Below are 22,869 nucleotides of genomic sequence, written 5' to 3'. Positions count from 1 at the left end.
TACTAGTTTGTGGGTTTGCGAACGCCCGGTACCTCGAAGTGGCCCCCCTTGTGTGTGGCAGCTCAGTCGCTACGGTGGAAGAGGTGTGAACGAATGCAGCATGAGCCGATTGCGGCCGGGCTACGAGCATCGTCGAATGCGGTGGCACAGAGGTATTCGACGCATCGGAAGCATTGGCGAATGACATCGTGATGAGCATGCTGGCCAACGATCATGCCTTCGAAGACAACGTCTTGAACGAGCAGGCGTTGGGCACGCTGCCGGCAGGCGCTGTCTACGTCAATCTCGCTACTGTGAGCCCGGCTCTAGCTCGCACGGCGGCAGCAACTCTTGCGGTACACGGGGTGCAGTATCTGTCCGCGCCGGTTTTCGGGCGGGCCGACGCAGCGGACGCTGCTGCCCTCACGGTGCTGGTGGCGGGAGATGTAGGTGCGATCGCCAAGGTCGACTCGCTGCCCGCAGTTATCGGACGCCGGATGTGGAATGTGGGTGATGAACCAGCGCAGGCCAACGTATTCAAGATTCTCGGAAACTATCTGATTGCCAACGCGATTCAAGCGATATCCGAAGCAACTACGTTGGCCGAGAAGCTCGGGGGTTCACCGGAGATGTTAATGGAGATCATGAACGACAGCCTGTTTCCCGGCGCGGTCTACGGCGGATACGGATCGATGATTGCCAAACGTGACTACGAGCCGGTCGGATTCAGTGTGGAGTTGGGTCTCAAGGACGTAAGACTCGCGCTCGCGGAGGCGCGAGATCAGCAGGTACCAATGGCGTTCGGTTCCCAGTTGGAGAATATATTTGTCGACGCTTTGGCTCATGGTCACGGTGCGCTCGACTGGGCATCGGTGGCCGAGGCGACGCGTCGTCGCGCCGGTGTCGACCCGAAATAGGATTTGGCCTCACGAATCGACAGAGCGTCGGATCTCCGGATCGCTGCGACGAATATCGCTGGTTCGCCACCGATCAGCAATTTTGTGAATTATCGTGACTCCGTGATTTCACATAGCGATGAACTTCCGATGGGTGTGGAACTCATGAACGCCGGTCAACTAGAGCGGCGTCATCGCTTGACGTGCAACGTAATCGAGATGCTGACGCAAATTCCTTCGGATCGTATTCAGATGAAGGACGTATCCGAGCGGTCAGGCGTGGCTCTCGGAACTCTGTACCGCTACTTTCCGAAGAAGCAACAACTGCTCGCGGCGGCAATGGTCGAGTGGAGTGGTCTTCACGTGGAACGTCTTGTGGTGCAGGAGGACCCCCGGATGCGCCAGGTCGGCGTCCGCGAGCGTGTACTTCTCTTGCATCGCCGTGAAATGAAGGCATTTCAACGTCGGCCGAACTTTGCGCGGCTGGAGATCGAGCTTCATTCGTCAGCAGACGATTTTGTGATCGAGACGTTGGATCAACGTGCGGCAGCACATCGAACCGTGCTGTTCGAACTGATGGATGGTATTCCAGCTGAAGTTGCGCGGGTTACGTCTCTGGCGGTGGGCGGCACGATGTTGACTGCGCTGGCGCTGTGGAGCAGTGGGCGAATCGGATTCGCCGAGGCGCAGCGCAATGTCGAAGACGTCATCTCGCTGGTTCTTCGCGACTGCCAAAACTTTTAGAATTTGATTTCATTTTTTCGAAACGCTCCTTGATGACGATCGTTGCCGAGTCGACCGATATTGGCTGCTAGCAGGATCTTGGCACAGTGTTTCCTGGCGTGTTGGCCGTCGGGCTGGATCTGCACGATTTGGCCAGCTTTTAGAATTCGTATACAAAAACTGCGTTGGTCGTCTATCAATGGACTGATGACCAATTGGGGTGGACGGCAGTGACGAGCCGAAATCCGGGAAGTGAAAGTAGGTCGAATGAGAAGCTCGTACGGGGTTCGTGCTCGAATCTGGATGGTCGTACTCGCGTCGGCGACACTCGTCGTGACGTCTTGCGCCGGCAACAGTGACGGAGAGACGACAGATGCGTCTGACGTCACGATCGGTGTCGTCGGCAATCAAGGTGACGGCGGGGATCCGAAGTCCGGTGGCGTGGTGTCCTTTGCGACCTACAACGGAATCAGTAGCCTCGATCCTGCAGACAGGCAGGACGGTGGGGCCTCCGGCGGCAGTGAAATGGCTGCAATCTACGACCTCTTGATGCGCTTCGATACTGAAGCTGGACAATATGTTCCGCAGTTGGCGCAGTCTTTGTCCGCGAACACCGACAACACCGTGTGGACGCTGAAGCTTCGAGACGGCGCCACGTTCAGTGACGGTACCCCGGTGGACAGTGCAGCTGTTCTCTGGAGCATCGACCACTACCTGCAGAAGAAGGGCACTCACTCGCAGGTCTGGAAAACGACTGTCCGAGAGACGAATGCACCCGATTCGAGCACGATCGTGTTCACGCTCGTGCAGCCGTGGGACGAGTTCCCGATCATGTTCACCACCGGTCCCGGCATGATCGTTGCGCCGTCGTCGATGGCTACCGGTACCTTTGTTCCGATCGGAGCCGGTCCGTTCACTGTCGAGAAGTTTGCGTCTCAGGACGAACTCGTTCTTGATGCGCGGCCGACGTATTGGGACGGCGCACCGTATCTCGAGAAGCTTCGCTTCCCGGCAATCGTGAACGAGCAGGCCAAACTTGAAGGCCTGCATACGGACGGACTTCAGGTCGCGTATCTGCGATCACCGGACTACATGCACGAAGCTCTCGAGGCCGGCGATCCAGGATTTGTGACGTCGGCGAGCATGGCCGGTGCGTTGGCCATCAACCAGCGCGAGGACCGCGCGGCGAAGGACGTGCGTGTCCGTCAGGCGATTGTTGCTGCAGTGGATCCGAATTCGTTCAACGAGCGAGTTCAAGGCGGATTCGGGGCTCCGGGAACCGACATGTTTGCGCCGTGGTCCAAGTGGCACGGATCCGTACCGGGCAACGGCTACGATCCCGAGGCCGCAAAGAAGTATCTGGCCGAGGCGAAAGCTGACGGTTACGACGGCAAGCTCACCTACGTCGGGATGAATGATCCAGGGACGCAACGAAGTGCGCTGGCTTTCCAGTCGATGTTGCAGGCAGTCGGTTTCACCGTCGACATCTCCTATGCCACCAGCATCAACGATTTGATCTCGCGACAGTTCGCAAAACACGATTTCGACATCTCGTACACAGGGTTCAACGTCTTGGAGCAGTCGCCCTACACGCGGATGTACGGCAACCTGTTCAGTGAATCACCGTCAAACATCCTGGGGTACAAGAACGCTCAGATGGACGAGTTGTTGGGCAAGTTGCAGGCAGCAGCGGGTGTCGAGCAACGTACGGCTGTCCTCGACGACATCCAGAAATTGGTCAACGACACGGCTCCGATGGCAGTAGTCAACTCCAGCAAGGTGTTCATTGCGTGGGGACAGAACGTCCATGGTGTGACACCGAGCGTGGACGGCATCATGCTCTTCGGTAATACTTGGTTGAACTGACCACCATGCGCCCTTGTGGTAGTGCGAACCACCACAAGGGCGCACCGTGGCGTAGCCCCCCTACAGTTCTGCTCGGACCAGCTTTGCTGCCTCGACGAGGTTACGAAGAGACGCTTCCACTTCGAGAGGTCCGCGCGTTTTCAGTCCGCAGTCCGGATTGACCCACAGTCGCTCTACCGGAACGGCGTTGAGTGCTTCGCGCAGGGAACCTGCAATTTCGTCGACGCTCGGGACGCGCGGCGAATGAATGTCATAGACACCCGGACCCACACCCAGATCGAATCCGACGGCACTGAGGTCGTCGAGTACCTCCATATGTGAGCGGGCGGCCTCGATCGAGGTGACATCGGCATCGAGGCTGGCGATCGCGCTGATCACTGCGCCGAATTCCGAATAGCACAGGTGCGTATGGATAGCGGTTGAATCCGCTACGCCCGAGGTGGCCAATCGGAATGATCCCACCGACCAGTCGAGGTATGCGGGCCGGTCGGCGGCACGCAGCGGAAGAAGTTCGCGCAGGGCGGGTTCGTCGACCTGGATGATTCTGATTCCGGCAGCCTGCAGATCGATTGTCTCGTCTCGAATCGACAGTGCTACTTGGTTTGCCGAGTCCGAGAGTGGCTGGTCGTCACGAACGAACGACCATGCCAGAATGGTGACGGGTCCTGTGAGCATTCCCTTGACGGGCTTGTCGGTCAGAGACTGCGCATAAGTGATCCAGTCGACGGTCATCGGCTTCGGACGAGAAACGTCGCCGTAGAGGATCGGCGGTCGCACGCAGCGCGTCCCGTACGACTGAACCCAGCCACTGGCGGTTGCGAAGAATCCTTCGAGTTGTTCGGCGAAGTACTGAACCATGTCATTGCGTTCAGGTTCACCATGGACCAGTACATCGAGGTCCAGCTTCTCCTGCAGAGCAACAACGTCCGCGATCTCGGCGCGCATACGGGCAACATACTCGGTCTCGCCGATCTCCCCCTTTCGTAGCGCTGCCCTGGCCACTCGAATCTTCGACGTCTGCGGGTATGAACCGATCGTGGTCGTGGGAAGCGGAGGGAGGGAGAGCAATTCGGCTTGGATCTTGCGTCGCTGCGCTGCCGGAGCGCGACCGGTGGCTGAACGGAGAACCGCATCGAGGCGCCCGCGGAGTGCTGCGTCGTTGAGTCGTTTGTCGTTCCCGCGGGTCGATGCAGCGGCACGCGCGAGCCCGAAATCGTCCTCGACGGATTCGCGACCCTGAGTCAGAGCAGTCGCCAGTGTGACTACCTCCCGAACCTTCTCGGTGCCGAAGGCAAGCCAAGAACGCAGGGCCTTGTCGAGGCCGGACTCGGCAGCCAAGGTGTAAGGAACGTGTAGGAGTGAGCATGACGAGGAGACTGCGAGCGTGTCGACGCTGCCGAGTAGCGATCCCAACGTCGACAATGCGGAATCGAGATCGGTTCGCCAGACGTTCCGTCCGTCTACGACACCGGCGACCACGAACTTGCGAGCCAGGTCCGGCACCGAACCGATTGAATCCTGTCCTGCGACAAGGTCGATCGCAAAACCTTCGACATCGGTGGACGCGAGTGCTGGCAATGCGTCGCCCAGAGAACCGAAGTACGAGGTCAAGAGGATCGCCGGGCGGTGGCCGAGTGACGAAAGATGTTCGTACGCAGTCCGTGCAGCTTCGATCTCCTCGTCGGTGCGATCACAGACGAGTGCGGGTTCGTCGATCTGGACCCACGATGCGTCGGCGTCGGCAAGCTTGCCGAGCAGATCGCCGTAGAGCGGTAGGAGTTCGTCGAGACGTGTGAGAAGCGGTTCGTCCGTTCCGATGGCCTTCGAGAGCAGGAGGAAGGTGACGGGTCCGATGAGGACCGGGCGTGCCGGGATGCCGTCGGAGTGTGCTTCTGCCAGTTCGGCGAGCACCTTCGAGGCGTCGAGCGAGAAGGTTGTCGACGGCGAGATCTCGGGAACCAGGTAGTGATAGTTGGTGTCGAACCACTTGGTCATCTCGAGGGGCGCGATCGTGTCAGTGCCGCGGGCGGCGGCGAAGTAACGATCCAGTGGGTCGGGAACGGACGCCACTCGATCGGGGAGCGCTCCGAGAAGCACTGCAGTGTCGAGCATCTGATCGTAGAAGGAGAAAGTGTTGACCGGGATCGAATCGAGCCCCTGGCTATGTAGATCAGCCAGGCCCTGGCGTCGGAGGTCACGGGCCACACGCTGCAGAGCATCGGCGTCGATACGCCCTGTCCAGTAGCTTTCGGTTGCCCGCTTGAGTTCGCGATGAGGACCAATGCGCGGTGAGCCCAGCACGGTCGCGGTGAATGTGGTTGTCACGGAATTTCTCCAGATTGCCAATGCACTGATGGCCACTGCCGGCAGACGGGTACACCTCACCGGGCCGCATTAAACGTGCGGCCTCTCTGAGATCTACTCGCCCATTCCTCGAGGCGGTGGACCGTCGGGCACGGCGTGCCCGACGCAGCCGGCAGGTCTTCGGACTCGCGGGCTCTCGATCGACAATGATCGAACCTACTGGCCGTCGCTTCCCAGGCAGATGCCCAGTGCATGTAGACGGCGGTCGTTCCTGCTTACCGCTGCGGGACAGTCCCGGATTTTCACCGGGTTCCCTCTCACTCCGTCAGCGTGAGCTGATGAAGCTTCGACGCCGGGAACGGTCTTCGGGGCTCCTCATTACCGTGCCAGGCGAACCAGCTGCATCGCCCAGCATAGGACACCGTAGCGGGAAGGGAGTGTTCGCACGTCGTGCGAGTGAAAGCGACTACGTTCGCCAGGTGTATGCGCTGGAGTCCGGTGGTACGCGCGGCAGATTTTCGGATGATCGGAGGTTTTCTGCCATCTCGACGAGCAGAGCCTGCGACGCGGGAGACAAGTCGATGACGCGCGACGCAAGGTTACGCAGACGATCGTTGTGAAGCTGTTCCAGCAATGAGTGATCGGCATCGCCGCTGGAGATGAACGGAAATTGCTGTGATGGGCTGAAAAAATAGTCCGGGTTTACGTCGAAGAATTCGGCGAGGGCGGCAACGACTTCAGGTGACGGATTGGTACGGACGCCTGTTCGGAGTTGTGACAGGTAGGGCGTCGAAATACGGCAGCCGTGTTCGGTCATGCTTCGCACCACCAGTGCATTGGTGACGTGGCTGGGAGCGGATTCGAACAACGAATTCAATCGTTGGCTGAACCTGTGCGCCATTGCCCCGTCCCTCCCGTATCGCCCGCCCCGGACCTGATGGTAACTGTAAAATAACCAGACTTTGAGTCAGCCCTTCCTTGAACGGCAATGTCTTGTTAGTTCGCAGAACCAGCTTGAGGATACGTGAATTTCTGGCTGTCGTTGGACGGGGGGATCGCCCACCAGTCAATTGCGACGGAATTGCTCGATCATTTGAGCGGGTCTGATCAAAGCCATCCGTTCGAGTTCGCAATCCGAACGGACTCCCCGCGCGTGGTGCCACCGGTTTTGCCCATCGCCGACGACAGGTGATTGCGAACGGTGCCGGCAGTGAGAAAGAGTTCCGCAGCGATGGCGGCTACGGGCGCGCCGGTCTGTGCGGCGCGAAGGACCTCGGTCTCGCGATCGGTTAAGGGAGACTCTCCACTGACCAGGCTGTCTGCCGCCAGCGTCGGATCGACGACGCGTAATCCTGCGTGCACACGTCGTACAGCGTCTGCGAGTTGTCGCGCGGGAGTGTCCTTGACGACGAACCCGGCGGCCCCGGCTTGTAGCGCCTTCCGCAGGTACCCCGGGCGCCCGAAGGTGGTGACGATCAGGACGCGGGTCGTCGGTACCGCGTCGCGCAGTGCCGCAGCGGCTCCAATGCCATCCAACCCCGGCATTTCCACGTCCAGCAACGCCACATCCGGTTGGTGCTCGAGCGCTGCTGCTACCACCTCGTCGCCGCGGCCGACTTCGGCAACTACCGTCAGATCGGATTCGAGATCGAGAAGAGCGGCAAGCGCTCCTCTCACCAGAGCTTGGTCGTCTGCGAGCAGTAGGCGGATGGTCACGTTGTCTCCTGTTTCCGAACCTGTAGCGAAAAACCGTGTGGCGGAAGGCTCGTGACGATGACGCGTGCTCCGGCGGCCGCTGCGCGTTCACGCAGGCCGGTCAATCCATTGCCGATCGTCGCACGGCCCGAAGCGACACCGTTGTCGGTAATTTCAACGCTGTTTGCATCCACTGTGATTGTGCATTGTGTTGCGGCGCTGTGGCGTACGACGTTGGTGATACCTTCACGAATTGTCCAGGCGAACAACTCTCTCAGGTGACCGGGAACCATTTCCGTGCTGTTCGGAGTGTGATCCTCGATGCCGGCGGCCCGTAAGGCCTCGCGAGCACGGGCTATCTCCATCGGAAGCGAGATAGTGCGAAAACCGTCGACTGCCGATCTCACATCGGCCAACGCATCGCGGGAAAGGCGCTCGAGATCGTCGAGTTCGCTTCGGGCCCGGTTTATGTCGATGTCGAGCAATCGGTTGGTCAGCTCGGCTTTCACGGTGATGACGGTGAGTGAGTGCCCGAGGATGTCGTGAAGATCGCGCGCCATGCGGGTGCGCTCGTCGGCGATCGCTCGTTGTTCGCGTGCTTCCCGTTCTCGAAGGATCTGATTGTTCCTCCCGATCAGTGACTGAACGCCCCACATGGCAAACGCAGCGGCGCAGACAGCGAGCGAGAGCCCGGAGTAATTGCCCCAACCGGATGAAATGCTGATGACCTCCACCGAGCCCGCAAGTATCAGCGTGAGGATGCCACCGGCGGCAGCGGGCAGCAGCATCACCGACGTGACCGCGAGAAATGGGGCTGCGGTCAGGCCTGTCGGGCCGAGGCACACGATCATCACGGAGGCCAGGGCTATCAGCGCGCCTAGCCGCAGTGAGGCATCCCGAATATTCGGAATTGCCGACGGATTCCGGTGGTGTCGCTGTATCCCGTCGAAGATGAGCACGTAAAGCGCCCCGAATGCGACCGTAGCGATCATGCCGACCACACCACTCGCTTGATCGCGCATGTTCCAGCCGGCTATCAGTGGTCCGCCCAGGAACACCAACCACACGACGGCAAAGAGAAGACCTAAACGATTCGGTCGAGGCCTGGCGGCAGAATCGTTTCGGCTCTGGTTGTCCGTCAACTACACACGCTCCGTATCTCGTTGGAATCGCCAGATCGCGCCGAGCGCGAAGATCGCGAACCAGACCAGGATATTGGCGATCCAGGTCCAATGAAGGGAATTGCCGGTCAGTGGTGCGTGTGCCAGAGCGTTGATGCCGAACATCGGAGTGAATTGAGCGACGGTTGCCCAGACCGAACCGTCTTGCAAGGGCACGAAGAGTCCGCCGCCGAAGGCCAGCAGCGCCAAACCGGGGCCGAGAAGCTGCATGACGTTTTCACTGGGCAATAGATAGCCCATGAACAAGCCGAATGCAGCAAAGATGGCAGAACCTAGCCACGCGATCAATGCTGTTGTGAACCAGAGCGATCCGTCCATCTGCGCGCCGGTGAACGAACCCGCGAGATACACGACGAGAATGGAGATCAGCCCTAGTGTCATCGCCATGATCAGTTTGACGACGATATAAGCCACCGGTGTCAGTGGGGTCAGCCTGAGTTGGCGACTCCAACCCGACGCGCGCTCGATAGACACCATTGCGCCCCCGCTGGTCGTGGCCAGCATCGCACCGTACAGCGCCATGCTGATCATGATGTACGCAGCTACATTTCCGTGTTCGATACCGTGGTCGTCGTTTCCCTGACCGACACCGAAAACGAGGTAGAACACGACCGGCATGATCAGGGTGAAGATCATCGTCCGTCGGTTGCGGGTCAAGCGCCGAAACTCGATGCGCAGCAAGGTGGTATTGAAACCGCCGAGCGGTGCAACGGCGCGATCTTCTCGGTAAGTGGGGGTTTCGGTAACTCGGGTCATCACAATTGTCCTTCGGTGGTGTCGGAGGTAAGCGCGATGAACGCGTCTTCGAGTCCGCGGGAGATGATTTCGAGGTCGTGGGCTTGCGTGTGTGCGAGCAGGTAGCGTGCGACGGAATCGGTGTCGTGGGAATGGACTACGAGAGTGTCTCCGTTCAGCTCGATAGAATCGCAGTTCGGAATCGATTGCAGGGCTTGCTTGTCCATGTTCGGGATGTGCGCTCGCAGCGTCCTCCCTGCGACCATCGACTTGATCTCGGATGTTGTTCCGTCCGCAACGATCCGGCCGTGCCGAACAAGAATGATTCGGTCGGCATACGCGTCGGCCTCTTCGAGGTAGTGCGTTGCAAACAGCACGGTGCGACCTTGGTCGGCGTCTGCCCGGATTGCCGACCAGAAGTCTCGTCGACCTTCCACGTCCATTCCGGTCGTCGGTTCGTCGAGAATCAACAACCGCGGATCCGACAGAAGTGCCATCGCAAACCGGAGACGCTGCTGCTGACCGCCGGAGCACTTCTTCACGAGTCGTCCGGAGATATCGAGAATTCCGGCCCGGTCGAGGACGTCGTCGACCGGACGCGCGTGGGCGTACAGGCTCGCGGTCAGGGCGACGGTTTCGGCAACGGTCAACTCGGGGAGCAATCCGCCGCTCTGCATGACAGCGGAGACGAGTCCCCGCGCGATGGCGGCACGAGGTGGCATCCCGAAAACGTCAACCTCGCCCGATGTGGGCCGAGACAGCCCCAGAATCATATCGACCGTGGTGGTCTTCCCGGCGCCGTTGGGACCGAGGAACGCAACGATCTCGCCGGGTTCGATGCTCAGGTCGATACCGTCGACGGCGACAACGGAACCGAACTCCTTGCGGACTCCGGTCAACCGGACTGCGTCACCCGCCGAGACTCTCGACTGTGTCTGTAGTGCGTGTGCTGAGGTCATAGATTCAATCTGCCGCCTCGGGGAGAGTTGTTCCTCGGCTGTCCGTCACCTTTTACCCATGACAACTGTCATGGGTTTACGGCGAAGGTTGTCGGACCTGGGAAGTACTCTGCCCGCATGACCGACCAACTCACGGCGTGGTGCTGATGCCCACCGCAGATGAACTACTCGGAACGGCTGTCGTCGCGGACTTGGCACGTTGTCTCGAACGCGCGACGGGTCGCAGACGTCTGGACGGCGTGCGAGGCTCGGCCGCGGTTTTCGAAGGATTGAGCCTGAGCGAGCGCACGCGAGTTGTCCGGGATGCGATGCTGAACGAGCTTCCCGACGACTATTCGGCGTTCGCGCAGGTCATTCGCGCAGCCTTGGTCGAGGACGCGTTCACCGGGTGGATGATCTGGCCGGTCACAGAAGCCGTCGCAGTGTCGGCAACACAAGATCCTGAGGGATTCGACGACGGAATGGCGTTGCTCGCCGAGCTGACTTCTCGTCTGACCGGTGAATTCGCGATTCGAACGTTCCTCGACGTGGATCTCGAGCGAGCGTTGGAGATAGTGCTCGGATGGACTGATCACGAGGACGAGCATGTTCGACGCCTTGCCAGCGAGGGAACGCGGACACGGCTGCCGTGGGCTCGGCGAGTGAAGGCACTGACAGCGCGGCCCGAGTCCACGATTCCGATTCTCGACGCGTTGTACCGCGACGAGTCCGAGTACGTGAGGCGATCGGTCGCGAACCATCTCAATGATCTGAGCCGTGCAGATCCGGCACTGGCAGTTGCGACGGCGAAGCGTTGGCTGCAGGAACCCAACTCCGATATCCCCAAGCTCGTTCGGCACGCCCTACGGACATTGGTGAAGTCCGGTGACCCAGATGCACTGTCGCTCTTGGGGTTCGCGCCGCCGGCCAACGTAGTGGTTTCGGAATTCGTGATCGATCGTGACGTCGTCGATGCAGGTGGTGAACTTAACTTCGACTTCGCCGTCACGAATAACGGCAGTGAGTCGGTGACCGTGGTGATCGACTACATCGTTCATCACGTCAAGGCCAACGGGCAGACCACGCCCAAAGTCTTCAAGCTGACTACGCGAACGCTTCCGCCCGGAGTCCCCACGCTCATCGCCAAGAGACATTCATTTAGGCCGATCAGCACCCGTAAGTACTACGTAGGTGAACACGCCGTCGAGGTGCAGATAAACGGCGTACGGCAAGTACGCAGCGCGTTTCGGTTGGAGGCGTAGTCGGGGAGGGCACCTTGGGTTGCGGAGGTGACAGAGATCCGCACCTTCGCGACTTTGTTGTGCTGAATCCAAGTTCTGAGTCGTGGACAGGATGTTCGGGCGCTTGCCGTGGATTTGGGTTAGACGTGGGTTAGACGCGAAGCTCCGCCAGTGAGGGGATCGGGATGATGCGTACCGCTGACCAGATCAACACGAGGGTAAGAATAATGACGGGCGACCAGCGCATCTGATGCCACATCACTGCCGGTTTTCGTCGTATCCGTGCGCTGGTCCACGATACGTAGGTGAAGCCGAGTGCAACGAGCATTGCCAGGCCGAAGGCATTGAAGTGCGCAGCACCGACTACGTCGCCGTGTATGAGGCTGTACAACATTCGTGTACTACCGCAGCCGGGGCAGTTGACGTTGAACAGAGCTTTGGTCGGGCACACAGGAATGACCCCACCAGGTGTGGTGGGGTCACTCCAAGAGATGAAGGCGCACACCGCGATTGCGGCTATTGCTACTCCGAGCGGCGCTTTGGCCGATGCGAGAGTTGTTGTGTCAGAACTCAAAAGTTACTGGAACCGGCGAGAGCCACGACGAACACGAAGTACAGAACGGCGACGGCGACACCGGCGCCGACCGACCACAGTGCAAACTTCTTGGCATCGTCGGCAGATTTACGTGCCGCATCGAACTGGCCTTGTGCCCACAACGAGTTGACCTGGCTGGATTTCACGATTGCGACGATGCCCAGCGGCAGACAGCAGAACACGGTTACCAGGATCGCCCAGACCAGGTTGTTGTCCGGCGGCGGACCGGCAGGCTGCTGTTGCTGGCCGTAATAGGGATTCTGGGTCATGTGTCACCTAAGGATCTGTAAATGTCGCGAGTATCAGCATGGGATAACTTATGGCAACGCCTGGCGGAGCAATATCCTTCGTTTGAATGACACGGACGCCGCTTGTGACAGCCAGCCCGAGACCATGCGCAACGCTCGGTCTCATCGAGTCGAACTGAAACTACGTGATCCAGCCGGCAACTTCAGGGGGCTGAATTCATTCGCGCAGAACTCGAGGTATGGTGGCCGACATGCAGCGCGTGTATTTCTGGTTTAGCAGGCCGGCCCCGGGTGGGCCTGCCAGCGTAACCATGCGCTGACAACCTCCACCCAAGAGCCGGATTACAGACCGGCTCGCTGGAGTTCATTTCACCTCTGGGGTCGGCCTGAGAACAGGAAACCGAAACCCCATGACTGTCACCATCAACACCACAGCCACATCGGACAGCCTCGATGATCAGCGCACTGTCAGTATCAGTCCGCTCGTCTCACCGGCGACTATCCGTGCTCAGCACGCTCCCGACGAGGTCGCGGCCGCAACTGTGCGTACCGGTCGCGCCGACACCATCAACATCCTCAACGGCGATGACGACCGACTCATCGTCGTAGTGGGCCCGTGCTCGGTGCATGATCCCGAAGCTGCCATGGATTACGCCCGTCGGCTCGCCGCCAAAGCCGAAGAATTGCGCGATGACCTGCACATCGTCATGCGCGTCTACTTCGAAAAGCCGCGTACGACGCTGGGCTGGAAGGGTCTGCTCAACGATCCGCACCTCGACGGCACGTACGACGTCAATACCGGTCTCGGTATCGGCCGCAAGCTGCTTCTCGACGTGTCCAGTCTCGGATTGCCGGTCGGCTGCGAATTCCTCGACCCGATCATGCCGCAGTACATCGCAGACCTCGTGAGCTACGGCGCCATCGGCGCCCGCACTGCGGCCAGCCAGGTGCATCGCCAGTTGTGCAGTGCACTGTCCATGCCCGTCGGTATCAAGAACTCCACCGAAGGTGACGTGCAGGTTGCCGTCGACGGAACCCGCGCTGCGGCAGCAAGTCACGTCTTCCCCGGCACCGATCTCGATGGCCAAGCCGCGCTGATCCGCACCGCCGGAAACCCGGATTGCCACGTCATCCTTCGCGGTGGCAGCGACGGACCGAACTACGACGCCGAGACCGTCGCCGATACCCTTGCGCGACTGCGTAAGTCGAATCTGCCCGAGCGTGTGGTCATCGATGCGAGCCACGGAAACAGCAGCAAGGATCACGAGCGTCAGGTCATCGTGCTCGACGACATCGCTGCTCGTCTCGCCGAAGGTGAGCAGGGGATTGCCGGCGTCATGTTGGAGAGCTTCATCGAAGCCGGCCGTCAGGACCTGACGTTGGGCAAGGCAGACGAGCTCACGTACGGACAGTCCATCACCGACGCGTGCATCGACTGGTCCACCACGGCAGCGCAATTGGATCGTCTGGCGCAGGCTGTTGCGACTCGTAGGGGCTAAAGCCCCCTGTGCGCCTTTTCGGTAATGGGCGCTACCGAAAAGGCGCACAGCAGGTACTACGCCAGAACTTCCCGCGTGGCCGTGACCAGGCGTTCCAGCCAGGCGTCCGTGCCGACTGCCTGGCGCAGCGGTTCGTTGGGCAGCTCGATGCTGACCGGTAGTCCGGCAGGCAGGGTTGACCAGATATCGGCCAGCGCAATGCCTCCGGTGCCGGGCACCAGACGCTCCTCGCGGGCGTGACGGATCAACTCCGCGTCGTCTGTGGGAGCGGGAGTGGAACCGTCGCACATCTGGGCGTAGTGCAGCCACTCGCGCGGAATGGACGCAAGGTCTTCCAACGTCGTCGTCGAGCGGTCCGTATGCAGGGCATCGACGAGGACGCTGCGGGCCGGACCGTCTGCGGCAGAGACGATCTCGATGGCTGCACGGGCATCGGGAACCGCGGTCCACGGCATGAACTCGAGTGAAGCGACGATTCCGTAGTTTGCACACAGTTCTGCGAGGCGAGCATAGGAGTCCGTGAGGCGAGCGCGATCGCGGTCGTCGCCACCGACAAGAACAGCCTTGGCGCCCAACTGCGCCCCCGCTTCGAGAAGGGGAACATAGTTCGCGGGATCGAAGTCGGCGGCAAGACGGATGATTTCGAGGTCGAAGACCTCTACCGAAGAATCGTCGAGTCTGCGAACCAACTCGTCCAAGCCTGCTTTGTCTTCGTGCAGTGGGTACGCCGTTGTTCCGGGCGCGGCCGGCATGAGCCGAATGCCGATGGTGTCGAAGCCGTGCTTCTCGGCCAGATCGACGTGCTGCATCGGAGCCGTGTCCAGCACTGTGAGGGCTGCAAGCCCGAGTGAGAGCGTCATGCGTGCGCTCCAACTGTCTTGGCGGCAGCCAGTTCCCGGCCTGCCAGGTAACCGAAGGTCATGGCCGGGCCGAGGTTGATGCCGCCGGACGGGTAATGACCACCCATCACGCTGGCCTGGTCGACGCCCACCGCGTGCAAGCCCTCGATAGGACGGTCGTTCTCGTCGAGCACGTGCGACGACGAGTCGGTGACAAGTCCGGCGAAGGTGCCGAAGCTGCCCGGGACAACTTTCACTGCGTAGTACGGGCCCTTCTGCAGCGGTGCGAGTGACGGGTTGGGCCAGGGGTTGGAGGTATCACCCGATCCCTTGTTGAACGGTGTTGTGCCTCGGCTGAATTCGGGGTCCTCGCCGTTGCGGGCGCCGGCATTGAATGCCGAGACCGTGTTCTCCAGCTGCGCGGGATTAACGCCGATCTTCTCGGCCAATTCCCGAAGGGTACGTCCACGGGTGAGGTAACCCGAGCGCAGGTACGGTTGGATCGGGATCGGCAGTGGCTTGGCCATGCCGAGGGGGAGATAGCGCACGTACTGCTGATCGGCGATCAGCCACGAGCACACCTCGTCGCCTTCCGGAACCTGCTCCATCATGGCCAGGGTGTAGTCGTGGTAGCCGAGCGCTTCGTTGACAAACCGCTTGCCGTTCGCGAGAACCCCGATGACGCCGGGCTTTCCGCGATCGAGAATATGCGGGAATACGCCTTCCTTGCCGTTGCGGTAGCGAACAATGGAGACGGGGCAGTACGCGACGGGGGACGCGAGCGTGCGGTCGAGACGGCCGCCCACGGATTCGCCGAGAGTGATGCCGTCGCCCGTTGTCGTCTTCGGGGTGAGCGACCAGTGCTCGTTGCCGGTCGGTGTGCGCGGGAACAGTTCACGTCGTCGGTCGATATCCTGCGCGAAGCCTCCGGTGGCCAGAACGACGCCGCGCCGTGCGGAGACCGAGTATGCGCCGTCCGAGCCTTCGAGGCGGACGCCGACAACACGGCCGTCGGCGTCGGTCTGCAACGCCGTTGCCGAGGTCTTGACCCGGAAGTCGACCCCCAGGTCCAGTGCGGAGCGAAGGAGCATGCCCACCAGAGCAGTACCGTTGACGAGTTGCTGCCCTCGCCTCTTCGTCACGAGGTCGATCATGTGCTTGGTGACGCGAACGCCGCAGTGTACAAATGCTTTCGGTGATCGCGTCGAGTGCAGGAATGCCTGCAGATCTGGGCCGGCCATGATGCCCATACCCAGGAACGACGTCTCGTACAACTGACGGCGGAGCAGTGCCGCAACGTCCGGGCCGAGCTTACGCAAGCTCACCGGCTTCGGTCCGACGGAACGGTGGCCGGTTCCGGCACCCGGGGTGTCACCGTGGATGTCGGCGATCTTGGCGCCGGGAACGAACTTCAGTGCGGTCTTCCGCTCGAAGAACTCGACCATTTCCGGTGCTCCGTCGAGGAGTGCGTCCACCTTGGCTGCGTCGAAGTTCTCGCCCAGGCGGTTCTCGAGATAGGTGCGGGGAGCCGAGCGGTCTTCGAAAACTCCGTCGGCATGCGCAAACATGTTGCGCGGGGTCCACATCCAGCCACCAGACCAGGCCGTTGCGCCGCCGCAGGTATCGGCTTTCTCGACAACCAGAACGGAGGCGCCGCCATGTGCCGCGGCGATTGCCGTGGAGAGTCCGCCTGCGCCGGAGCCTACGACGACAATGTCGTAGGTGAGGGGGGTACTGCTGCTCATTTCTGCTCCTTGGCAGTTGTTGCGAGAGTCGGCGTCGAGGTCAGTTCGACAACCTTCCCAGTTCGTGACGACTCGTAGATTGCGGCGATGATCGCGAGCGATGCGCGCGCGTCCCGTCCGGTGACGGCAGGTTCGCGTCTGGTCAGTACGGCGTCGGCGAAGTCCTGCACCTGCAGCGTGTGGAAGTCGGTGAGTGCCGCGTTGACTGCTCCCACATCGAGATTGGCGTCGATATCGGCGGAGTACGGCGATTGGAATTCCACTTCACCTGGCACGGTACAGATTTCGTTGACGCCTTCGTGCCCTTCCGGGAATTCGAGGACGCTGGCGACGGTGCCGCTGCGGCCGATCACGGTGACGCGGTTGCCCAGATAGTGATTGGCACCCGTGGTCGCGGTAATGGTTGCGGTGCCGCCCGAAGCGAAGGAGACGACCGCCGACGCGCTGTCCTCGGTCTCGATGTGCTCACCGTGCGTGTGGGTGCGGATGAAACCGCTGACAGAGACGGCTTCGCCCATGAACCAGGCCAGCATGTCGATCTGGTGTACGGCCTGCGTCATGAGTACACCGCCGCCGTCGGTGTCCCAGCGTCCGCGCCATGCGTCGGCGGAATAGTAGCTCGAAGGACGGTGAAGGATCACCGACGCCTCACCGAGGGTGGGCAGTCCGATCCGGCCGTCGTCGATCGCGTCGCGAATGCGGCGGGCGGCCGGCCAGAAACGGCGTTGGAACAGCACGCCGAAGGTAATACCGGCACGGTCCGCAGCTTCGATCATGCGATCGGCAGCGGCAACATCCACCGCGATGGGCTTCTCGCACAACACATGCACACCGGCTTCGGCAGCGGCGACGACTACCTCTTCGTGTACCGGGTGTGGCGTGCAGACGGTGCAGGCGTCGAGTCCGAGGGCAAGTAGTTCGTCCACTGAACTCACGGCTGCGGGGATGCCGTGGGCGCTCGCGAATTCCTGGGCACGTGCGAGATCGGGGTCGCAGCAGCCGATCACCTCGACGCCGGGTACCTGTTGCAGGGCGCGGGCGTGGTTGCCGGCGATCTTGCCGCAGCCGACGATTCCAACTTTCAACGTCATCAGAAATGTTCCTCTGCTTCGACGTCCCGTGCCGCGGACTCACCGCGGTCGAGACTGTTCAGTGCTTCGATATCTTCGGCCGTCAGCCTCACGTCGAGGGACGCCAGGTTCTCGGCCTGGCGAGCCGGATTCGCGGACCGAGCGACCGGGACCACACCCTGCTCGATATGCCACGCCAGAACGACCTGCGCTGCCGTACAACCGATTCGGTGGGAGATGGCACCCACAACTGCGTCGTCGAGCACGTCACCACGGCCGAGGGGACTCCACGACTGGGTGAAGACGCCGAGTTCGTCGTTCGCGCTCCGCACCGGAATACGGGCGATGGACGGGTCCATCTGAATCTGGTTGACGGCCGGGGCCTCGCCGGTTTCGTCGACGAGACGGCGCAGGTGGTGCCCCAGAAAGTTGGACACGCCCACGTACCGAACCAGTCCGGCATCGCGGCACGCCCGCATCGCTTCGAACGTAGCGACGTAGCGATCGATTCGCGGCAGGGGCCAGTGGATCATGAACATGTCGAGTTGCTCGAGTCCCAACCGCTGCAGGCTCTGCTCGAGTGCTCCGCGGATGTCGCCGGAAACCTGGTCGTTTCCACGAAGTTTGGTCGTGACGAACAGATCTTCACGCGGCACGCCAGACTGCGCCAGCGCGACTCCGACAGCGTCCTCGTTGCCGTAGATCGCCGCGGTGTCGATAAGGCGGTATCCGGCCTCGATGCCGCTCAGTACTGACTTCGTGGCTTCGGCACCGACCAGAGGCCAGGTTCCGAGACCGATGGGCGGCAATGCAGTTGCCACCGGTGCGGTTGCCGATGTGGTCATGCGTGTACCTCCAGTCGAGCGACTGCGGCTGCGGCTGCGGTGATCGCGACGGCGACATCGGCGGCAGTGACGAGTGCTGCGTGAATGGACCCGCCGTCACCGCTCGCGTCACCGACGGTGTGAACACCGAGTCGTGGTGCCAGCGAACGTAGTTCGGCAAGGAGTTCCGAACGAGGCTCGACGCCTTGTGAGATCAGCAGTTCGCCGGGAGCATCAACCTCGGTCAGGACACCAGCCGTCGAGATCGTGACCCGGTCGGCGTCGACCTTGGTGACGATCGAACTCAGGTGCGTCGTGAGGTTCTCACTCGCGGCCAGGCGCGGCAGCAGGACGATCTTGCCGCGTCGGCCGACGTCATGCGCAATGGTTTCCTGCGGGCCGATCAAGACAACCTGCGTGCCCTGAAGGAGCAGTTCGTCGGCAACAGCAGCGGCTTCGCGGTCGGCGCCGAAGATCGTGATGGCAGCGGGTGCCGGTTCGCCGGAAACCAGGAACTCGCGGATGTCGCGAACGGTTCGCGTTGCTGCTCCGGGGAGATCCACCGCGGGGCCGACGCCGCCGGCAGCGAGGACTATCGCATCGAAGTTGCCGTCCGCGAGCAGGGCGGCATCCGCCCGGGTCGAGGTATGGCACTGCACTCCGAGTTCGGCGATCTCGGCGAGGTACCACTCCACGATCCGTCCGTACTCGGGGTATTCGTGCAGCTTGGATGCCAACGCGAAATCGCCGCCGAGGCTGGGACGTTCGTCGTAGAGATCGACGGCGTGGCCGGCAAGAGCGAGGTCGCGGGCAGTGGCCATTCCGGATGGGCCGGCGCCGATGACGGCGATGCGCACGGTGGCGTCAGCCGGCTTTGCAGGCTGGTCCGATTCGCGTCCGACCCACGGGTTCACGGAGCACGGGATGGGTCCGGCGGCGAGGCTGTCGATGCAGTAATTGCAGGCGATGCACGGGCGGTAGCGTCCTCCGTCGATCGCGCGATTCGGGAAATCCGGATCAGCGTGCAGGGTGCGTGCCATGCTGACGAAGTTCGCCTGCCCGGATTCGATGATCTGCGCGGCGATCTCGGGTGACGTGATGCGTCCGGCCACGCCGACGGGGATGTCGAAGTCGCGCTGGTACTGCTCGGAGTACGGCGCCAGGAGTCCGCGAGCCCATTCGCCGGGCTGGATGATCCACTGTCCCGCTTCGTAGTTGCCGGCCGAGACGTCGAGGAAATCCAGTCGGTCGGTGTCGATGGCGTCGATGCGGGCGCGAGTCATCTCGGCGTCGAGTCCGCCGTCGACACCCTCGAAAGCCGAGAAGCGAAGGCCCAGGGTAATTCCCGGAGCATGCTCGTGGACGGCTGCGATGACCTTGTTGACGAACAGGGTGGGGTCCGCCCATTCGTCGTCGCGGTGATTGTAAGCCGGGGAGAGGAACTGGTGGATCAGGTATCCATGTCCGCCGTGTAGGGAGATGACGTCGATGCCGGCCTGTTGGCAACGAGCGGCCGCCTCACCGAAGCATTCGATGATGTGCTCGATGTCGTCGCCGTCGAGTTGCTCGGGCATTTCGCCGCCGACAACCATGCACGGAATCGGCGTCGGCGCAACGGGAACGAAGCCACTGACCGAACCCTGAGCGGTCCGACCGCCGTGGTTGAGTTCGACACCGACAAGGGCACCGTGCGCGTGGATTGCATCGGCCATCTTTTTGATACCGGGAATCCGGTCGTCGTCGTCGACGCCCATCTGCCGGATTCGCCCCTTGCCGTCGGCACGCACGTAGCTCGCCTCGGTGAAGATCAGTGCCGCACCACCTTCGGCGCGTCGGGCGAGGTATGCGATGTACTCGTCGGTCATCGTGCCGTCGACTTCGCAGTAGTTGCGTTCCATCGGGGCGGACACGAATCGGTTCCGCAGACGGACGCTGCCCATGTCGAGAGGTTGCGCAAACGGCGCGGCCGTGTTCATCAGTGCTCCTGGTAGGACTGGTAGGACTGGTACATCTCGAGAAAGTGTGTGTTCGACGGTGCTCATGCGTGTGCCGTTTCGGCGAGCATCTCGCTCAGGTGACTACGCATGCGATCTGTATCGGCTGTAGTTCCGGTCAGGAGAGTGAAGGTATCGGAGGCCTGAGCTACGAGCATCTGGCCTCCGTCGAGCACTCGGCACCCGAGAGCAATTGCAGCATCGAGCAATTCGGTCTGCATTGGCCGATACACGATGTCTGCTACCCACAGAGCGGAATGGAGTGCAGCGGGGTCGAAGGGGGTCCCGGGATGCCCGACCATACCGATGGGAGAGGCGTTGACGACGCCGTCGCACGTAGCCAAGTTACCGGTGATGTCATCGATCGCCAGGACCGTGGTGTGCGTAGACGGGAAAGCCGACGAGACGCGAGCACACACGTCCGCAGCGCGTTCGGGATCTACGTCGGCGATTCGCAAGTCCGTAGTACCGGCTGCGGCCAGTGCATAGGCGACGGCTGAGCCTGCTCCGCCGGCGCCGGCAAGCGTAACGCGGCCCAAGGTGGCGTCGGGCAGTCCGCGTCGGAGCGCGGTGAGGAATCCGCTGTGATCGGTGTTGTGCCCGATCAGACGGCCGTTGTCGACGACGACGGTGTTGACCGCACCGAGAAGGCGTGCGTTGTCGGAGAGTTCGTGGAGAGCATCGATGACAACCTGCTTGCACGGGTGGGTGATGTTCAGCCCGGTGAAACCACCAGCGACGGCTGCCTGCACCAACTCTCCGGTCTTTTCGACTGAGACGTTCCGCGCTTCGAGGTCGATCAACTCGTAGCTGTAGTCGGTGAGTGAAAGGGCTGCTGCCTCGCGAGAGTGCAACGCCGGCGAGAGTGAGGTTGTGATTCCCGCTCCGACAAGGCCGATTCGGTGGTGGGTGGTTTCGGAAGGCATGAAAGTTTCTCCTGCATAAGTGGGTACGGCCCCTCGCGGCACAACAGCGAGGGGCCGGTCCGGTCAAGCGTTGTTACGGATGAGCTCTGGGCTCTGCTTTGTGAGAGACGATTTCGGTTCGCCGAGTTCTGACGTGGGTGTGCGGTACGTCTCCGGTCCGGTCATCGCGGCAATGGCGGACAGGAGTGCGAAACCGAGACACATCCAGGCGACAGGCGTCCAGTTGGCCTTGTTTCCGGCGGAGATCGCCTGAGCGATTGCCGGGGTGAAGCCGGCTACCAGGAGCCCGAGCATGAGGCTCACAGCCATGCCCGTATAGCGGACTTTGGCCGGGAATTGTTCGGGGAAGTATGCCGGGTAGACGCCGTTCGGCATAGCATAGAAGATTCCGATCATCACGATGCCTGATGCGAATATCAATGGCGTGCTGCCGGTTCCGATTGCATGGAAGAATGCGAATACCATGCCGCCGGCGCCGATGGCACCGACTACGAAGACGGGCTTTCGGCCGACTCTGTCGGCAAGGATTCCGAACAACGGCTGGGTCAGCACTGCCACGAAGTTGGCGGTTGCGATTGCCCACAGCATGGTCGAGCGCTCCATGCCGACAACCTGTACGGCGTATGCCAGTGCAAAGACGTTGACGATGGTGTTGATCATCGCGAATGTGGAACACATGCTGATGCGGAGCACGGTGCGCCAGTGCGAACGGAACATCTCGACAACGGGAATCCCGGCGGTGTCGTCGTTCTCCTTGAGCTCTTCGAAGACCTCGGGTTCGTCGAGTTGACGACGCAGCCACAGCGCGACGACGGTCACGACGATGCTGAGCAGGAAGGGCACTCGCCAGCCCCACGAGTAGAGGTCCTCGTCCGGCAGCTTCGCTACCGGGATGAACACCAGGCTCGAGATGACGATGCCGAACATGATGCCGCTCATGGTGAATGCGGTGAAGAACGAACGGCGATGATCCGGTGCATGTTCGAGCGTCAGGGCCGACGAACCGGGAGATTCACCACCTGCCGAAAGTCCCTGAAGCAGCCGCAGCAGTACCAGGATGATCGGAGCGGCGATGCCGATCTGATCGTAGGTCGGCAGGCAGCCGACGATGACCGTGGAGACGCCCATGAGGAGCAAGCAGGCAAGCAGGGCGTTCTTGCGTCCGTATCGGTCACCGAGGTGGCCCCACAGAACCGCACCGAGCGGGCGGGCGATGTAAGCGACACCGAGCGTGCTGATGGAGAGCAGCGTCGCGGTGGATCCCCCGCCGGGGAAGAAGATCTTGGGAAACACGAGCGCTGCGGCAGAGCCGTAGATGAAGAAGTCGTAGTACTCGAGCGTGCTGCCGAGGAAGCCGGATACAGCGGCTCGACGGGCATTCGCGTTCGGATGTTCGGCGGCCACGGCGGCAGAGGCAGCGGATGGAGGCGGAGGCGCCATGAGTATTCCTTTCGTCCCGATTCGCCGAGTTCGGTGACACGCTTCGTGATGCGCCAAGCATCGGTGACGTCTCTCACCTTTCGGCGGCAGGGACGACCATGCCATGAGTAACTATGGCACGTCCAACACTA

At 61.5% G+C, this 22,869-nt stretch carries 20 protein-coding genes and 1 riboswitch; of the genes, 5 read left to right on the top strand and 15 right to left on the bottom strand.

Annotated elements, in window-relative coordinates; translation table 11 throughout:
• Window positions 1–128: 128 nt before the first annotated feature.
• From QM600_RS06760 to QM600_RS06750, 3 genes are all read left to right on the top strand, one after another.
• Window positions 129–896, top strand: coding sequence for an NAD(P)-dependent oxidoreductase (locus QM600_RS06760; RefSeq protein ID WP_502942903.1), 768 nt, complete (start codon window positions 129–131; stop codon window positions 894–896).
• 129 nt (window positions 897–1,025) lie between these two features.
• Complete coding sequence (locus tag QM600_RS06755) at window positions 1,026–1,619, top strand: TetR/AcrR family transcriptional regulator (protein WP_283260760.1); 594 nt, start codon at window positions 1,026–1,028, stop codon at window positions 1,617–1,619.
• Window positions 1,620–1,865: 246 nt separating this feature from the next.
• Window positions 1,866–3,464 carry an ABC transporter substrate-binding protein gene (locus QM600_RS06750; protein ID WP_283260692.1) on the top strand — a complete coding sequence of 533 codons (1,599 nt, stop codon included), beginning with the start codon at window positions 1,866–1,868 and terminating at the stop codon, window positions 3,462–3,464.
• 60 nt (window positions 3,465–3,524) lie between these two features.
• On the opposite strand, the gene metE is transcribed toward QM600_RS06750, so the two are convergent.
• From metE to QM600_RS06720, 6 genes are all read right to left on the bottom strand, one after another.
• A complete protein-coding gene (gene metE / locus QM600_RS06745; RefSeq protein ID WP_283260691.1) occupies window positions 3,525–5,789 on the bottom strand; it encodes a 5-methyltetrahydropteroyltriglutamate--homocysteine S-methyltransferase in 2,265 nt (754 codons plus the stop codon).
• Between the two features lie 133 nt (window positions 5,790–5,922).
• Window positions 5,923–6,131: riboswitch (cobalamin riboswitch) on the bottom strand.
• Between the two features lie 103 nt (window positions 6,132–6,234).
• Complete coding sequence (locus QM600_RS06740; protein ID WP_283260690.1) at window positions 6,235–6,669, bottom strand: helix-turn-helix domain-containing protein; 435 nt, start codon at window positions 6,667–6,669, stop codon at window positions 6,235–6,237.
• 206 nt (window positions 6,670–6,875) lie between these two features.
• Window positions 6,876–7,484, bottom strand: coding sequence for a response regulator transcription factor (locus QM600_RS06735; protein WP_283260689.1), 609 nt, complete (start codon window positions 7,482–7,484; stop codon window positions 6,876–6,878).
• Window positions 7,481–8,605 carry a sensor histidine kinase gene (locus QM600_RS06730; RefSeq protein WP_283260688.1) on the bottom strand — a complete coding sequence of 375 codons (1,125 nt, stop codon included), beginning with the start codon at window positions 8,603–8,605 and terminating at the stop codon, window positions 7,481–7,483. The genes QM600_RS06735 and QM600_RS06730 overlap by 4 nt, the downstream gene beginning before the upstream one ends.
• Entirely contained in the window at window positions 8,606–9,400 is a 795-nt protein-coding gene (locus tag QM600_RS06725) for an ABC transporter permease (RefSeq protein ID WP_283260687.1), read from the bottom strand.
• Window positions 9,400–10,338, bottom strand: a complete 939-nt coding sequence (locus QM600_RS06720; protein WP_283260686.1) for an ABC transporter ATP-binding protein — start codon at window positions 10,336–10,338, stop codon at window positions 9,400–9,402. The genes QM600_RS06725 and QM600_RS06720 overlap by 1 nt, the downstream gene beginning before the upstream one ends.
• Before the next feature lie 146 nt (window positions 10,339–10,484).
• Between QM600_RS06720 and QM600_RS06715 the strand changes: the two genes are divergently transcribed.
• The gene (locus QM600_RS06715) at window positions 10,485–11,579 is read left to right on the top strand and encodes a DNA alkylation repair protein (protein WP_283260685.1); all 1,095 of its coding nucleotides are present in this window, start codon (window positions 10,485–10,487) and stop codon (window positions 11,577–11,579) included.
• Window positions 11,580–11,709: 130 nt separating this feature from the next.
• Here the strand turns inward: QM600_RS06715 and QM600_RS06710 are convergent, their stop codons facing one another.
• Entirely contained in the window at window positions 11,710–12,132 is a 423-nt protein-coding gene (locus QM600_RS06710) for a DUF2752 domain-containing protein (RefSeq protein WP_283260684.1), read from the bottom strand.
• Window positions 12,129–12,422, bottom strand: a complete 294-nt coding sequence (locus QM600_RS06705) for a CD225/dispanin family protein (RefSeq protein ID WP_283260683.1) — start codon at window positions 12,420–12,422, stop codon at window positions 12,129–12,131. Before QM600_RS06705 ends, QM600_RS06710 begins: the two co-directional genes overlap by 4 nt.
• 389 nt (window positions 12,423–12,811) lie before the next feature.
• Between QM600_RS06705 and QM600_RS06700 the strand changes: the two genes are divergently transcribed.
• A complete protein-coding gene (locus QM600_RS06700; protein ID WP_283260682.1) occupies window positions 12,812–13,900 on the top strand; it encodes a 3-deoxy-7-phosphoheptulonate synthase in 1,089 nt (362 codons plus the stop codon).
• Window positions 13,901–13,956: 56 nt separating this feature from the next.
• On the opposite strand, the gene QM600_RS06695 is transcribed toward QM600_RS06700, so the two are convergent.
• The 7 genes from QM600_RS06695 to QM600_RS06665 all read right to left on the bottom strand — a co-directional run bounded on the left by QM600_RS06695 (window position 13,957) and on the right by QM600_RS06665 (window position 22,738).
• On the bottom strand, window positions 13,957–14,760 hold the full coding sequence (locus QM600_RS06695; protein ID WP_283260681.1) for a sugar phosphate isomerase/epimerase family protein: 804 nt from the start codon (window positions 14,758–14,760) through the stop codon (window positions 13,957–13,959).
• The gene (locus QM600_RS06690; RefSeq protein ID WP_283260680.1) at window positions 14,757–16,484 is read right to left on the bottom strand and encodes an FAD-dependent oxidoreductase; all 1,728 of its coding nucleotides are present in this window, start codon (window positions 16,482–16,484) and stop codon (window positions 14,757–14,759) included. The genes QM600_RS06695 and QM600_RS06690 overlap by 4 nt, the downstream gene beginning before the upstream one ends.
• Complete coding sequence (locus QM600_RS06685) at window positions 16,481–17,575, bottom strand: Gfo/Idh/MocA family protein (RefSeq protein WP_283260679.1); 1,095 nt, start codon at window positions 17,573–17,575, stop codon at window positions 16,481–16,483. The genes QM600_RS06690 and QM600_RS06685 overlap by 4 nt, the downstream gene beginning before the upstream one ends.
• Complete coding sequence (locus QM600_RS06680; RefSeq protein WP_283260678.1) at window positions 17,575–18,399, bottom strand: aldo/keto reductase; 825 nt, start codon at window positions 18,397–18,399, stop codon at window positions 17,575–17,577. The genes QM600_RS06685 and QM600_RS06680 overlap by 1 nt, the downstream gene beginning before the upstream one ends.
• On the bottom strand, window positions 18,396–20,354 hold the full coding sequence (locus QM600_RS06675) for an oxidoreductase (RefSeq protein WP_283260677.1): 1,959 nt from the start codon (window positions 20,352–20,354) through the stop codon (window positions 18,396–18,398). Before QM600_RS06675 ends, QM600_RS06680 begins: the two co-directional genes overlap by 4 nt.
• 62 nt (window positions 20,355–20,416) lie before the next feature.
• Window positions 20,417–21,298, bottom strand: a complete 882-nt coding sequence (locus QM600_RS06670; RefSeq protein WP_283260676.1) for a shikimate dehydrogenase — start codon at window positions 21,296–21,298, stop codon at window positions 20,417–20,419.
• A 63-nt stretch (window positions 21,299–21,361) separates the two neighbouring features.
• A complete protein-coding gene (locus QM600_RS06665) occupies window positions 21,362–22,738 on the bottom strand; it encodes an MFS transporter (RefSeq protein WP_283260675.1) in 1,377 nt (458 codons plus the stop codon).
• Window positions 22,739–22,869: the final 131 nt, after the last annotated feature.

It is taken from the genome of Rhodococcus sp. IEGM 1379 (genome assembly GCF_030056815.1).
Taxonomy (GTDB): domain Bacteria; phylum Actinomycetota; class Actinomycetes; order Mycobacteriales; family Mycobacteriaceae; genus Rhodococcus_F.
Note: the sequence above shows the minus strand (reverse complement) of the source record. Positions and strands in the feature narration are given on the sequence as shown.